The sequence below is a fragment of the Variovorax sp. HJSM1_2 genome (assembly GCF_049316285.1).
Taxonomy (GTDB): Bacteria; Pseudomonadota; Gammaproteobacteria; order Burkholderiales; family Burkholderiaceae_C; genus Rhodoferax_B.
Map to the genome: position 1 here is coordinate 44,816 of NZ_JBMOXA010000004.1, position 12,756 is coordinate 57,571.

Consider the following 12,756-nt stretch of genomic DNA (forward strand, 5'->3'; position numbering starts at 1 on the left):
GCCTAGCCCGTTTTGCGCAAGGTCAACAGCACAATGCCACCGACCACCACCAGCCCACCGACGATTTGCATGGGGCTCAGAATCTGGTCCAACACCAGCCAACCGAACAGCAATGTCGCAATGGGTTCACTGTTCATCACGGCGGCGTTACGTGCCATGTCGAGACGCGGCAAGGTCACGAACATCACCGTGAAGGCGGTGCCATAAAGCAGCACCAGCAACACCAGACCAGTCCAGCCCAGAGAGTCCCGGGGCCAGGCCATGCCGCCCGGCACCAAGCCGCTCCAGCCGGCCAGCAGCATGGTGCTGAACACAATGCCCAAGGTCATCAGGCTGCGCACACTGCCGCGCAGCGATTTCAGCTTGTGGTCGGTGATCCAGAGCGCCATTGCAAACACCACCGAGGCGCAAGCCGCGAAGGCCACGCCCGCCAGCCATTCAGAGCTGATCTCCTCGGCCGAAGCCAAACGCGCGGGCACGTCCAGCGCCAGCACCAGGCCAGCCAGAATGACCGCCATCAGCACACAAGCACGCTTGGTCGGCCTGGCCCCGCCAAGGGCCCAGGTCAACAAGGCCAGCAGTATCGGCATGGTGTTGCTCACCAGCAGTGCCAGCGCCACCGGAATACGCGCCACGGCCGAATAAAGGCACAGGCTTTGGGTGGCGATCAACAACCCCACCGCCAACTGCCAACGCCAGGCGCCGGGTGGCAAACGCACGGGTTGACGTTGCCACAGCACCAAGGCGGCCAGGGCCAGCAGCGACACACCCGAGCGGCTCACAATGGCCGCCAACAAGCCCGTCCCATGGTCAAAAGCCAGCCGGGCGGAGATGTGGTTGCCAGCAAAGGCGCAGCCTATCAGCACCAATAACAAAACGGCAACATGGCGCGGGAACAATTTCGTCGTTTCAGATGACATACACAGACGTCCGGAAAGTGCGTGCCTCTGCGGTACACAGAGCAGCATGAAGTGGTTTGGAAGAATTCAGATCCAGCGCTGAACAAACACCAGGCAAGCCCTATGAATCGGTTCACGATCTTTGGCTCACTGGCGTGCACCAGATTGAAGCAGGCGGATTATGGAGAATCTCCGAAAAGAAAACGCTGACCGAATGAATGCCCCTGTTTTCAAGAAAGCCGGGGCCATAATCCTTGGCTGGCTGTATGCAGATCATTGAACCAGAGGAACGAATATGAAGAAGTTATTGTTGGTGGCGTTGATGGCCGCAGCCGGTTTGGCACATGCGGAGCCCACCGCAGCGAAGAAGGAACTGATCGACAAGGTCCTGAAGCTCAACCAAGCCTCGCTCAACGGCATTGCGGTCCAACTGGCGGACCGCCCCGTGGCCGCAATGATGTCGCAGCTCAATCAAACCATGCAGCTCCGTGTGCCCTCAGAAAAACGTGAAGCTCTGGTGAAAGACATTCAGGCCGACATCAAAAAATATGGCGATGAAACCCTGCCTTTGCTGCGTGACCGGGCCAACAAACTGGCGCCCAGCACCATAGGGGTTGTGCTGGACGAGAAGTTCTCAGAAGAAGAACTGAAACAACTCATCACGGTTCTGGAGTCGCCGGTACTTGCCAAGTACTCGCAGTTGAACAACGAGATGACCAAGAATCTGGTCGAGAAGTTGGTCGCCGATACCCGCAGCACGGTAGAGCCCAAGATCAAGGTCCTGCAGCAATCTGTGCAAACCCGCGTCAATTCCGCCATTGACGCGGCCGCTGCCAGCGGAGCCAACGGCGGCTCCAAGGCCGCCCCTGCCGCAAAACCAGCCAGCAAGTAAACCCGCTTTGGTATTTCAGCCTCGCCCAGGCGAGAGCTGAAATACCGCGCCGGGTCAGGCCACGGCCAGAGACTTCGCGCGCTTGCCCGTAGACCCCGGCTTTAGCGCGGCACTCGCACGCAACGCCGAAGCGCCATAGGCCAGGCCGGCGGCCACGCTGCCAAAGCGATCCCCCACCACCACTTCGGCTCCGGCAAAAGCGTCTTGCACGGCGGCTTGCAGCGGCGTCAAAGCCGAAGAGCCGCCAGTCAAATAAACCACCTGCGGCAGTCCAACCCCGGCCTGCCGCACACATTCGTGGGCACATGCGACCACCTGGCCCAACGTGCTGCGCAGCACGTCGTGCATGCCTTGCGGTGTCATGCCCACAGCGCCCGCCAGCCCCAGCGTAGAAAGATCCAGCTGCACCGGTTGATCCGAGACGGAGCACTCGATCTTGGCGGCTTCGGTGGTGGCCAGGAGCTGGTGGCCCAGGCGTTCTTCCAGCACCAGCATGAGACGGTCGTGCAGTGCGCGATCCTTGTAATCGCTGCGCATGTCTTGGGCCTGGGCGATACGCCCACGCCCGTAACACTGCTGAATCAAGTGCCAGGTCGACAAATCAAAAAACATCGACGATGGCATGGGGCGGCCGCTTGGCCCCACATGCCCAAGGCCCAGCAAAGGCATGGCGTTCTCGAGGTGCAGCAGCCTGTCGAAATCGGTTCCGCCCAGGTGCACACCGGTGGTGGCCAGCAAGTCCCGGCTGCGATCGGTCGCGGCGTAACGGCCAGGGCCGACCTGGATCACGGTGAAATCGGAGGTGCCGCCGCCAATGTCGACCACCAGCACCGTTGTGTCGGCCTTCACGCGGCGCTCGAAGTCAAACGCCGCAGCGATAGGCTCCAACTGGAACTGCACCTCGGTGAAGCCCGCGGCGATGGCAGCGCGCTCCAGCGTGTCCTGTGCCAGTTGGTCGCGCGCCGCGTCGTCGTCGACAAAATGCACCGGGCGCCCCAGCATGGCGGACGACACGCTGTAGCCCAAGTGTTTCTCGGTGCGCGCCTTGATCTCCTGCAGAAACATCACCACCACTTCGAACAGACTGGTGAGCTTGCCGTTGACCAGCGTTTGCTCGTCCATCAGGCTGCTGCCGAGCAGGCTTTTGATGGACCGCATGAGTCGGCCATCTGTGCCACTCAAATAGGCCTGCATGGCGGCACTGCCATAAGCGACGTGACCATCTTCATTTGAAAAGAAGAGTGCCGTCGGCATGGAGGTCTTGCCAGCATCCAGCGGAATGGCCATCAGTTCTCCGCCGGGCGCCACCAGCGCGGCGGCCGAGTTGGACGTGCCGAAGTCAATACCCAACATCATCAGCGTGTCTCGGCCGGTACGCCGGACGCCGGCAGCACGGTTTGCAGAAAGCGGCCAATGTCGGCTATTTCCTGTGGGTGCACGCTGTGCGGCATGGGATAGGTGTTCCAGAACACGTGGTAGCCCAGGGCCTGCAAGGTGTCGCGGGATGCCTCGGCGCGCGCCAGCATCACCACCGGGTCGACCTGGCCGTGGGCCATGTAGATTGGTGTGGTGGCATTCGCGGCAGAACGCTCGGCGGCCAGCGTGTCGCTCAGCGGCAGATAACCCGACAAGGCCATGATGCCGGCCAGCCGTTGGTTATGCCGCAAGCCGGTATGCAAGGCCATGGCGCAGCCCTGCGAAAAGCCGGCCAAGACGATTTGTTGCGGTGCAATGCCGCGTGCCACCTGGTCGGCGATCAGCGCCTCAATCGCGCGCGCCGAGGCCAAGATACCAGCCGCATCTTCGCGGCGCACCAGGTCTTGCGTGAGGATGTCGTACCAGGCCGGCATGACGTAGCCGTTGTTGATCGACACCGGCATCTCGGGTGCGTGCGGAAAAACGAAGCGAATCGGCGCACAGCCGCGCAGGTCCAGTTCGGGCACGATAGCGGCAAAATCATCACCGCTGGCGCCCAGGCCATGCAGCCAGATGACGGCGGCGCTGGGCTTGGGCGCGCTTTCGATTTCAATGGTTTCGAGCAATTGGGTCATGGCAAGGCGGTAGAGAAAGAGTGGCAGGCTGAAAAGCCGAACCCGCGATTTTAATTTGTCCTAGCAGGCCACGTCGCCGAACCACGTATATTGCCCGCATCGCGCCCGGAAAGCGGCGCTGGAGTGCCCATGCGTTTGCGCCACATCGAAGTTTTTAATGCCGTCATGCTCACCGGCAGCGTCAGCGGCGCCGCCCGGCTGATCAACGTGACCCAGCCGGCGGTCAGCCGCATCCTGCAGCACGCCGAGCTGCAACTCGGCTTTGCCTTGTTCCAGCGCGCCAAGGGGCGTCTTGTGCCCACGCCCGAAGCGCTGACGCTGGCCCCCCACGTGGAGCGGCTGTTCGCCCAGCTCGACGAAGTGCAGCGCCTGGCGGGCAATTTGAAGCTGGGCCAGAGCGAAGCCGAGTTGCGCGTGGTAACCGTGCTGGCCCTGAGTTTTGAGATGCTGCCGCGCGCCATCAAACGCTTTCGCGCCAAACACCCGGACGTGCCAATCAGCATCAAAGCGCTGCATTCACCACAAATCGTCTCATCCCTGGTACTGCAGGAGGCCGATATCGGCTTCCTGTTCAGCTCCGCCGGCCATGCCGCCTTGGCACAAGAGCCGCTGGCCGAGGCGCGCATCGTGTGTGTGGCGCCCAAGGGCATGCTGCCGGCGCGCGTGGTCAAGCGCGGCAAGGTGGCGCTGAGCGATCTGGACAGCACCCCGGTGGTCGGACTGGAAGTGCAAGACCCCGTGGGCCGCAGCCTGAACCAAGCCTGTAGAGAAGCCGGCGTAGGCCTGCAATTGCCGTTGACCGTACAGACCTACCACGCGGCGCTGGCCTCGGCGCACCATGGGCTGGGGATTGCGCTGGTGGACACCTGCACTGCGGCTTCGGCCGACATCACGTGGGTCGACGTGCTCGCGCTGGAGCCACAGATTCCGGTGCCAGTGCATGCACTGCGGCCCGCAGGCAAGCCGGGTTCGGTGGCGGCTCGGGCCTTTGTACGCTGCGTACAGCAGACGCTGGCCGAGGTCATTTAGGCTTCTTCTAAGTCTTCATGCTTTCGGCGACCGCCTCGGCCGTGCCAAACGCGAGCGTGAAGCCCAGCGCACCGTGGCCGGTGTTGAACACCAGGTTTTTCGGTGCGCGTGGCAACCGGCCGACGATGGGCAAGCCGGTCGGCGTAGCGGGCCGCATGCCCGTCCAGGGTTGTAGCTCGGCAAAACTGCTGCACGCCGGAAACAAGGCCCGGGTGGATTGCACCAGCGACGCAATGCGTTCATCTGGAATCGTGTCCTCATACCCCACCAACTCGGCCATGCCGGCCACACGCAGTCGCTCGCCTATGCGCGCAAACACCACCTTGCGCGCGCTGTCAGTCACGTTGACGCGCGGCGCATCGGTCGCGGCGCGATCCGTCGGCACGGTGATGCTGTAGCCCTTGAGCGGATAGATCGGCAAGCTCCCCCCCAGCGAACGTGCCAACCTGGGCGAGAACGCACCAAGCGCCATCACAAAGTGATCGGCCGTCACCTCGCCCTGCGTGGTGTGCAGGGCGACCAGACGATCGCCACGTTGCACAAAGCCTTCGACGGTAGAGCCCAACAAAAATCGCACGCCACGGCCCCGCAGCACGTCGACCAGTCCCGTACAAGTTTTCAGACAATCGGCGGCACATTCGCTTGGCGTGTAGATGGCGCCAGCGATGTGCGCTTGGTAGTGCCGCAGAGCCGGCTCAATGGCCACACATTCGGCAGCGTCTACCGCACGCTGCTGCACACCCAAAGATTGCTGCAACGCAAGTTGGCGTGTGGCGGCTTGAAACGATGCATCGGCGCTGTAGAGCACCAGCTTGCCGGTGGCAGAGAAGTCGCAATCCAGCGCTTCACGCTGCATCATCTGGTCGAACGCCAGGCGACTGCGGGCGGCCAGCGCGAGCAAGGCTTCCGTCGTGCTACGCGACGTGTCGGCATTGCAAGCGGCGAGAAACTGCAGCCCCCAGCGCCACTGCTGCGGGTCGAGCTTGGGGCTGAGCTTTAAAGGCGAAGACTTCGAGAACAACAGCTTGGGCAGTTGCCCCCAAATCGCCGGGTCGGCCAGCGGCTGCACATACGAATAACTCAGTTGTGCACCATTGCCGCCGCTGGCGCCGGCACCGGGCACCGCGCGGTCGATCACCGTCACCTCATGCCCAGCGTCGCTCAGGCTATAGGCCGTGGCCAGCCCCACAATCCCAGCCCCCATCACGCAGACCCGCATATCAGTGTTCTCCCTAGGTAGCGCGACTGTAAGTGCAGCCATGGGTTTTGAACAATGCAAAAAACGTCGCTGCCCATGATCGAAGCTTATGGGTTGCGCGGGCACGATCCATGCAAGCAACGCGCCGTGCAGCACCCATAATTTTTAGGCATAGGTTGCCGCGCAAATTGAATTTCCGCAGCCGGCAAGCCTTGCCTACACTGGCTCTGCGTTTGTCGACCCGCCCCACCCATCCCCCGAAAGGACTTGCATGAAACTCCGCGCCGTGAGCACCGCTTCTTTGTTGTTCTGCAGCTTGCTGGCCAGCGCCCAGGCTGACACCCTCTCCAAGATCACCGACAGCAATCGGATGACCGTGGCCTACCGCGAATCATCGGTACCGTTCAGCTATCTCGCCGGGGCAGGCGGCGCCGTAGGCTTCTCGGTGGACCTGACCAACGCCATCGTCGACGCGGTAAAGAAGAAGGTCAACAAGCCCAACCTCGAAGTCGCCAGCATGCCGGTGACCTCGCAAAACCGCATCCCCTTGCTGGTCAACGGGACGATTGACCTGGAGTGTGGCTCGACCACCAACAACAGCACGCGCGGACAAGAAGTGGCGTTTGCCATCAACCATTTCTACACTGGCACCCGGCTACTGGTGAAAACAACTTCGGGCGTCAAAAACTACGCCGACCTGAAGGGCAAAACCGTGGCCAGCACCACCGGCACCACCAACGCCCAGGTGATCCGCAAATACAGCGCCAGCAACAACCTCGACATGAACATCGTGCTCGGCAAAGACCACGACGACTCCCTGCTGATGGTGGAAGGTGGCCGCGCCGTGGCGTTTGCCATGGATGACATCCTGCTGTTCGGCCTGAAAGCGAACTCCAAAGACCCGGCTTCGCTGGACGTGGTGGGTGATTCGCTGCAGGTCGAGCCCTATGCCTGCATGCTGCGCAAGGATGACCCGGCATTCAAAACCCTGGTCGATTCTGCCATCACCGGCCTAGTGAAATCGGGCGAGTTTGAGAAGCTCTACACCAAGTGGTTCATGTCGCCGATTGCACCCAAGAACATCAACCTGAACCTGCCCATGAGCCCACAGTTGCGCGACAACCTGAAGGCCCTGAGCGACAAGCCGGCCATGTAGTCCGGATGGCCGCGATGAAATCTCCATCCGTCGTCGGTATTCTTGGCGGCATGGGCCCGGCAGCCGGAGCAGATTTCGCGCGGCTTTTTGTCCGGGCCTGTGCCGCGCAACTGCCCAGCTTGGGCCTGCCGGTCAGCGACCAGTCCTTTCCCGAGCATTGGCTGGCCCAAGTGCCGGTGCCCGACCGGACCGCCGCCTTGAGCGCACCCAAGGCCGAGATGCCTGGGGCGCACCAGCCACTCGACCCCATGCTGCAGGCACTGGGTAAATTGGCGGCCTTGGGCGCCACCACGGTGGCCGTGGCCTGCAACACCGCCCATGCCTGGCACGGCCTGCTGCAGCAGCGTTTTCCGCAGATCGAAGTGCTGCACGTGGCGCGCGAAGTCGCCCGAACGCTGCAATTGCAGGGGGTGCGCGAGGTCGGTTTGCTCGCGACCACCGGAACCTACCGCGCCGGCTTGTACGACAGCGTATTGCGCGATGCAGGCATCGTCTGCCACGCCCCCAACGACGCAGAACGTGCATGTTTGATGGCCGGCATCTACCAGGGCGTCAAGGTCAACAACCTCGCCCACGCGCGCGCCTGCTTCGAGCCCGTGGCGCAGCAGTTGACACAACGGCATCACTTGTCGACGCTGATTCTCGGCTGTACCGAGATTCCACTGGCCTTGCCTGCCGTCACGGATCATCCGCAGTTGCAACTGATAGACCCGGCCTGGGTCTTGGCTCAGGCCCTGGCCCAGCGGGCTTATCAAGGCCTTGCAACAAACACGGTGCAAGGCACGCCATCGGCAGAGATGTTCTGACGCATCAAAACGCCCGCAGATGCGCACTATGCCCGGATGCCGCTGCTAGTCAAAAGTTAAACTGGCTCTTGTTCCTTGATGCACAAGATCCATTTTGTTATGCGCGCCCTTCGTCCTTTGCTGAGCAGACTTTGCGCAGCCTTGCCGGGTTTGGCCCTGGCATCGGCTCAGGCACAAGGCGCGGGCTCGGACATCCAAATCGTGCAGCGCATAGACAATGTCCTGATCGGCGTGGACACCGTATCGCTGGAGGTGGTTGACGCCCAACACGTCACGGGGAACTACTTTCTCATCAACCTCAAGCAGCCCCACCCGATGGCCGGCCACGCCAACTTTGTGGTCAAGTGCCAAAGCCCGCCACAGATGGCCACGCTGGCCTCTACCCTGCCCTCGGCGTCACTGGACACACTCGACCAGCCGGTCGTGCCGCCACAGCGGCGGGCGAGCAGCATAACCGTGGCGCAATTGACCTTCAAGCCGGTACACATGCTCGACGGCACCTGGATGGCCGCCGAGTTTGCCTGCCGCAGCAGCAGCGCCCCGGGCACCGCAGCCGGCATTGCGCAGCAGTTGCTCGCCAAGGGCGGCCCGCCCGACATGCGCACGCTCTACTGCGACCTGAAATCGCAGAGCACCAACCAGGTCAGCAAGGGTGTAGAGGTCCGCTACTCCGAGTCCGACGACGCCGTCGCCGTGAACCGGCAATGGCTGAGTTCGGGCTACGTGACCGACACCGGCCTGGTGTTCGGCAATGGCGCGCAGTGGGTCATCGACCGCAGCGGGCGCGAAGCGCGTTTGGTGGCGCCCGATGGTCAAGTTCTGGCCCGCGGCCCCTGCGATATGCGCCAAGGTACAGCCAAATAACGGCTTAAGGCAACGCTGAACAAGTCCCCCGTGCGCCGCGTTCCCTCGTTTTGGGCGAGTTGCTGCGTTGCAAATCCGCGCCATAGCTTCGGCTATGGCTGTGGTTTGCGCCTTGCATCTCATCCCAAACCGAGGTTCGCATCATCACGGGGACTTATTCAGCCTCGCCTTAAGCCTTCGCCGTTTTGCGGCGGCGTGATGTGAAACCCAACGCGGCCAAACCGGCGAACATCAAGGCCACAGAGCCCGGCTCTGGCACTCTGTTCAAAGCCAGGTAATCCTGGAAGCTGGCATTTTTGTAAGCGCTGACCGAATACCAGTTGTCATGGGTGGTTTCCAAGCCATCCAACCAGCCTTGGGCCAAGGCAACCGTACCGCTGGTCGCACCGATGGCGGAGAAGTTGCCATCACTCAAGTTGTAGCTCGCCTTGCCACCAACGGCCGCGGTCTCGTTGACGATTTCCCAGACAGCGAGTTGCATGGCGGCCGACTCGTGCGCCGTCACGCTGGTGCCAGCGTTCCAAATGTCGAACTCGGTGAACAGGCGACCCAAGGCGTCAGATTTCTGAGTCCCAAAATAGCTCAGACCATCAACCAAGGTGTATTGCTGCGCCGACGAAGTGGCCGGCTGAAAGATGTCCACGCAGTAAGCCAAGATGGAACTGATCACCCCCGCATCGTCGCGGACAAAACGCATTTCACCAGCGTTAACCGTGCTGTTGTAACTTGGGCTGGTATTCGACAGGGCAACGACTTCCGATCCGTAAGCCATGCCGTTGTATGCCAGCGTGGTGGCCTGTGCTGAAACGCTCATACCAGCCCATGCGGCGGCAATCGCAAAAATACGTACGGATTTCGATGGAAGACCAGATGCAAACAACTTCATGATGCGAAGCTCCTAAAAAGAAATGTGGAACCAAAACAAATTTTCAAGAACTTTGCATACTATTTAAATACAAAAATCCAGATTGTGAACTTGTGCACTCACACAAAGCATTACTGCATCGAACAGCGCAAACCGTGACGTACCACACGCTAGATTCGCGCGGGCTCAACCAAGCAGCCACGAACCACGGGTCTACGCAGCCGAGCACCCGCACAGTAGGACAAGCCCCGTACCAACTATTGACGCCCGACCACACAATCACTCGCAAAGGAGTGATGCATGGAAGACAAGTTCTGGCTGAAGAGTTATCCCGCCCAAGTGCCGCATGAGATTGACGTCACCCCGTTCAGTTCGCTGACCCAGTTGTTGGAAGACGCACTGCAAAAACATGCGTCGCAACCCTTCTCCGTGTGTATGGACCGCTGGATGTCCTACGGTGAACTGGATGCACTCTCCCTGTCCCTGGCCAACTGGCTGCAATCGTGTGGGCTGAAACCCGGCGCCCGGGTGGCCATCATGCTGCCTAACATTCCGCAGTTCGCCACCACCATGCTGGCGGTTTTGCGCGCGGGCTACACCTGCGTCAATGTCAACCCGCTGTACACGCCGCGCGAGCTGGAGCATCAGCTCAAGGACTCCGGCGCCACCGCCATCGTCATCCTGGAGAACTTCTGCAAAACCCTGGCCGAAGTCGTGGACCACACACCCGTGCAACACGTGGTGGTCACCGCCATGGGTGATCTGCTGGGCGCAGCCTATGGCCGCTGGATCACCTTCGCCGTACGCCACCTGGCCAAGATGGTGCCGCCCTACACCTTGCCGCAACGCGCCGGCTTGCAGGTCACCCCGTTCAACCAAGCGCTGGCCAAGGGCAAAACGCTGCAGCGCCAACCGGTGGCCGCGACGCTGGACTCCATTGCGTTTCTGCAATACACCGGCGGCACCACCGGTTTATCCAAGGGCGCGGTGCTGACCCACCGCAACATCGTGGCGGCCGTGCTGCAGTCCGAGGCCTGGTTCTCCCCGGCGCTGGCCAAGCTGGGTGATGCGCGCAAAGTCAACGCCATTGCAGCCCTGCCGCTGTACCACATCTTCGCGCTGACGCTGTGCCTGATGGGCATACGCCTGGGCTCACACCTTACGCTGGTGCCGAATCCGCGCGACATCGGCAAGTTCATCAAGGTGCTGAAGAAGCGGCCCTTCCACATCCTGCCCGCCGTCAACACCTTGTTTAATGCGCTGCTGCAACACCCAGAGCTGTCCTCGGTCGATTTCAGCCAGCTGTGCATCTCGCAAGCCGGCGGCATGGCGGCTTCCGAGGGCACGGCCAAACGCTGGAAAGACGTGACCGGCTGCGTGATGATAGAAGGCTGGGGCATGAGCGAGACCTGTGCCATCGGCACCAACACCCCGGTCAACGCCACCGTGTTCACCGGCACCATAGGCCTGCCGCTGCCCAGCATCGATATCGCCATCAAGAACGAGGAAGGTGAGTCGCTGCCGGCCAACGCCGTGGGTGAAATCTGCATCCGTGGCCCCAACGTCACGCCAGGCTATTACCAGCAGCCGGCCGAGAATACCAAGGCCTTCACCGCCGATGGCTTCATGCGCACCGGCGACATCGGCCTGATGGAAGACAGCGGCTACGTGCGCATCGTCGACCGCAAGAAGGACATGATTCTGGTCAGCGGCTTCAACGTGTTCCCCAATGAACTGGAGAACGTGATCTCGCTCTGCCCCGGCGTGGTGGAATGCGCCGCCATTGGCGTGCCCGACGAGATGCAGGGCGAGGCCATCAAGGTGTTCATCGTCTCCAACGACCCCAACCTGACCGAAGCCGACGTGGCCGCCTACTGTGCGAAGCAGCTCACCGGCTACAAGCGGCCCAAGTTCATCGAGTTCCGCAAAGAGCTACCCAAGACCAACGTCGGCAAAATCCTGCGTCGGGCCTTGCGCAGCGACGTCAAGTGACCCCCACTGAAAGCCTGCCGCCCGGCATGGCCGTTCTGGAGCGCGGCTGGCTTTCGGCCAACAACATCGTGCTGCAGGGGCGGCACGGCACGGCGCTGGTCGATAGCGGCTACTGCACCCACGCCGCGCAAACCCTGCAGCTTGTGGCGCACACGCTGCAAGGCCAGCCGCTCGACCAACTGCTCAACACCCATTTGCACAGCGACCACTGCGGCGGCAATGCGGCGCTGCAAGCGGCCTACCCCAAGGTGGTGACGCACATTCCGCCCGGCCAGGCGACACACGTCGCCACGTGGGACGCCAACGCCTTGAGCTACACCCCCACCGGCCAAACCTGCCCGCCGTTCAAGTTTGATGTTTTGCTGCAACCCGGCACAGAGGTCGCCCTGGGCGAGCAGCTCTGGCAGGTGCACGCCGCCCCGGGCCACGACCCACACTCGGTGGTTTTCTTCGAGCCGATCTCGCGCGTGCTGTTGTCGGCCGACGCGTTGTGGGAACACGGTTTCGGTGTGATCTTCCCGGAACTGGAGGGTGTCCACGCCATGGACGAGGTGGCCGCCACTCTCGACCTGATTGAACGCTTGGCACCGCAGACCGTGGTGCCAGGCCATGGCCGGGTTTTTTTTGACGCGCCCAGCGCCCTGGCCGGCGCCCGCAAACGGCTCGACGGCTTTGTGCAAAACCCGCTGAAACACGCCCACCACGCGGCCAAGGTGCTGCTGAAGTTCAAGCTGCTGGAATTGCACCGCGTGGAGCGCAGCGCCCTGGCCCGCTGGACCACGCAGACGCCCTACTTCCACCTGCTGCAGCAGCGCTTCTTCGCCGATGTAGCCGCGGGTGAATGGTTTGAGCAACTGCTGCAGGACCTGGTGCGCGCCAAGGCCGCAGCGCTGGAAGGCGACTGGGTTCTGGACATCTGAGCCGCTTGGTAAAATGTCCGGCTTGCGCCGCCAGCCCGTGGATCGTGAATCCCAGGCTAGAGCCGCCCCCGCGCTGCCCTACGC

12 protein-coding genes are annotated in these 12,756 nt (G+C 62.0%); 7 read left to right on the plus strand and 5 right to left on the minus strand.

Annotated elements, in window-relative coordinates; all coding sequences use genetic code 11:
- Window positions 1–2: 2 nt before the first annotated feature.
- Window positions 3–920 carry an EamA family transporter gene (locus ACFQ95_RS05805; protein WP_422829890.1) on the minus strand — a complete coding sequence of 306 codons (918 nt, stop codon included), beginning with the start codon at window positions 918–920 and terminating at the stop codon, window positions 3–5.
- Window positions 921–1,194: 274 nt separating this feature from the next.
- On the opposite strand from ACFQ95_RS05805, the gene ACFQ95_RS05810 reads away from it, so the two are divergent.
- Window positions 1,195–1,791, plus strand: a complete 597-nt coding sequence (locus ACFQ95_RS05810) for a hypothetical protein (RefSeq protein ID WP_422829891.1) — start codon at window positions 1,195–1,197, stop codon at window positions 1,789–1,791.
- A gap of 54 nt (window positions 1,792–1,845) precedes the next feature.
- Here the strand turns inward: ACFQ95_RS05810 and ACFQ95_RS05815 are convergent, their stop codons facing one another.
- Window positions 1,846–3,147: an Hsp70 family protein gene (locus ACFQ95_RS05815; protein WP_422829892.1), complete on the minus strand. Its 1,302-nt coding sequence runs from the start codon at window positions 3,145–3,147 to the stop codon at window positions 1,846–1,848.
- Window positions 3,147–3,842 (minus strand): alpha/beta hydrolase, encoded by a 696-nt coding sequence (locus ACFQ95_RS05820; RefSeq protein ID WP_422829893.1) that lies wholly within the window; start codon window positions 3,840–3,842, stop codon window positions 3,147–3,149. Before ACFQ95_RS05820 ends, ACFQ95_RS05815 begins: the two co-directional genes overlap by 1 nt.
- A gap of 129 nt (window positions 3,843–3,971) precedes the next feature.
- On the opposite strand from ACFQ95_RS05820, the gene ACFQ95_RS05825 reads away from it, so the two are divergent.
- Window positions 3,972–4,871: a LysR family transcriptional regulator gene (locus ACFQ95_RS05825; RefSeq protein ID WP_422829894.1), complete on the plus strand. Its 900-nt coding sequence runs from the start codon at window positions 3,972–3,974 to the stop codon at window positions 4,869–4,871.
- A 7-nt stretch (window positions 4,872–4,878) separates the two neighbouring features.
- On the opposite strand, the gene ACFQ95_RS05830 is transcribed toward ACFQ95_RS05825, so the two are convergent.
- A complete protein-coding gene (locus ACFQ95_RS05830) occupies window positions 4,879–6,090 on the minus strand; it encodes a D-amino acid dehydrogenase (protein WP_422829895.1) in 1,212 nt (403 codons plus the stop codon).
- A 250-nt stretch (window positions 6,091–6,340) separates the two neighbouring features.
- On the opposite strand from ACFQ95_RS05830, the gene ACFQ95_RS05835 reads away from it, so the two are divergent.
- The 3 genes from ACFQ95_RS05835 to ACFQ95_RS05845 all read left to right on the plus strand — a co-directional run bounded on the left by ACFQ95_RS05835 (window position 6,341) and on the right by ACFQ95_RS05845 (window position 8,895).
- Window positions 6,341–7,225, plus strand: a complete 885-nt coding sequence (locus ACFQ95_RS05835) for a transporter substrate-binding domain-containing protein (RefSeq protein WP_422829896.1) — start codon at window positions 6,341–6,343, stop codon at window positions 7,223–7,225.
- Between the two features lie 14 nt (window positions 7,226–7,239).
- On the plus strand, window positions 7,240–8,031 hold the full coding sequence (locus tag ACFQ95_RS05840) for an aspartate/glutamate racemase family protein (RefSeq protein ID WP_422829897.1): 792 nt from the start codon (window positions 7,240–7,242) through the stop codon (window positions 8,029–8,031).
- Window positions 8,032–8,130: 99 nt separating this feature from the next.
- Window positions 8,131–8,895 (plus strand): hypothetical protein, encoded by a 765-nt coding sequence (locus tag ACFQ95_RS05845; RefSeq protein ID WP_422829898.1) that lies wholly within the window; start codon window positions 8,131–8,133, stop codon window positions 8,893–8,895.
- A gap of 169 nt (window positions 8,896–9,064) precedes the next feature.
- Here ACFQ95_RS05845 and ACFQ95_RS05850 read toward each other — a convergent pair whose 3' ends face one another.
- Window positions 9,065–9,781, minus strand: a complete 717-nt coding sequence (locus tag ACFQ95_RS05850) for a PEP-CTERM sorting domain-containing protein (protein ID WP_422829899.1) — start codon at window positions 9,779–9,781, stop codon at window positions 9,065–9,067.
- A 279-nt stretch (window positions 9,782–10,060) separates the two neighbouring features.
- Here ACFQ95_RS05850 and ACFQ95_RS05855 point away from each other — a divergent pair, with 279 nt between their 5' ends.
- Together ACFQ95_RS05855 and ACFQ95_RS05860 are read left to right on the plus strand one after the other, a co-directional pair.
- A complete protein-coding gene (locus tag ACFQ95_RS05855) occupies window positions 10,061–11,752 on the plus strand; it encodes an AMP-binding protein (protein ID WP_422829900.1) in 1,692 nt (563 codons plus the stop codon).
- A gap of 26 nt (window positions 11,753–11,778) precedes the next feature.
- The gene (locus tag ACFQ95_RS05860; protein WP_422830090.1) at window positions 11,779–12,672 is read left to right on the plus strand and encodes an MBL fold metallo-hydrolase; all 894 of its coding nucleotides are present in this window, start codon (window positions 11,779–11,781) and stop codon (window positions 12,670–12,672) included.
- The last annotated feature ends 84 nt before the right edge of the window (window positions 12,673–12,756 follow it).

Excerpts from the sequence above, each read along its gene's own strand:
- ACFQ95_RS05805 (WP_422829890.1), bottom strand. The coding sequence starts at position 920 with ATGTCATCTGAAACGACGAAATTGTTCCCGCGCCATGTTGCCGTTTTG.
- ACFQ95_RS05810 (WP_422829891.1), top strand. The coding sequence starts at position 1,195 with ATGAAGAAGTTATTGTTGGTGGCGTTGATGGCCGCAGCCGGTTTGGCA.
- ACFQ95_RS05815 (WP_422829892.1), bottom strand. The coding sequence starts at position 3,147 with ATGATGTTGGGTATTGACTTCGGCACGTCCAACTCGGCCGCCGCGCTG.
- ACFQ95_RS05820 (WP_422829893.1), bottom strand. The coding sequence starts at position 3,842 with ATGACCCAATTGCTCGAAACCATTGAAATCGAAAGCGCGCCCAAGCCC.
- ACFQ95_RS05825 (WP_422829894.1), top strand. The coding sequence starts at position 3,972 with ATGCGTTTGCGCCACATCGAAGTTTTTAATGCCGTCATGCTCACCGGC.
- ACFQ95_RS05830 (WP_422829895.1), bottom strand. The coding sequence starts at position 6,090 with ATGCGGGTCTGCGTGATGGGGGCTGGGATTGTGGGGCTGGCCACGGCC.
- ACFQ95_RS05835 (WP_422829896.1), top strand. The coding sequence starts at position 6,341 with ATGAAACTCCGCGCCGTGAGCACCGCTTCTTTGTTGTTCTGCAGCTTG.
- ACFQ95_RS05840 (WP_422829897.1), top strand. The coding sequence starts at position 7,240 with ATGAAATCTCCATCCGTCGTCGGTATTCTTGGCGGCATGGGCCCGGCA.
- ACFQ95_RS05845 (WP_422829898.1), top strand. The coding sequence starts at position 8,131 with ATGCGCGCCCTTCGTCCTTTGCTGAGCAGACTTTGCGCAGCCTTGCCG.
- ACFQ95_RS05850 (WP_422829899.1), bottom strand. The coding sequence starts at position 9,781 with ATGAAGTTGTTTGCATCTGGTCTTCCATCGAAATCCGTACGTATTTTT.
- ACFQ95_RS05855 (WP_422829900.1), top strand. The coding sequence starts at position 10,061 with ATGGAAGACAAGTTCTGGCTGAAGAGTTATCCCGCCCAAGTGCCGCAT.
- ACFQ95_RS05860 (WP_422830090.1), top strand. The coding sequence starts at position 11,779 with ATGGCCGTTCTGGAGCGCGGCTGGCTTTCGGCCAACAACATCGTGCTG.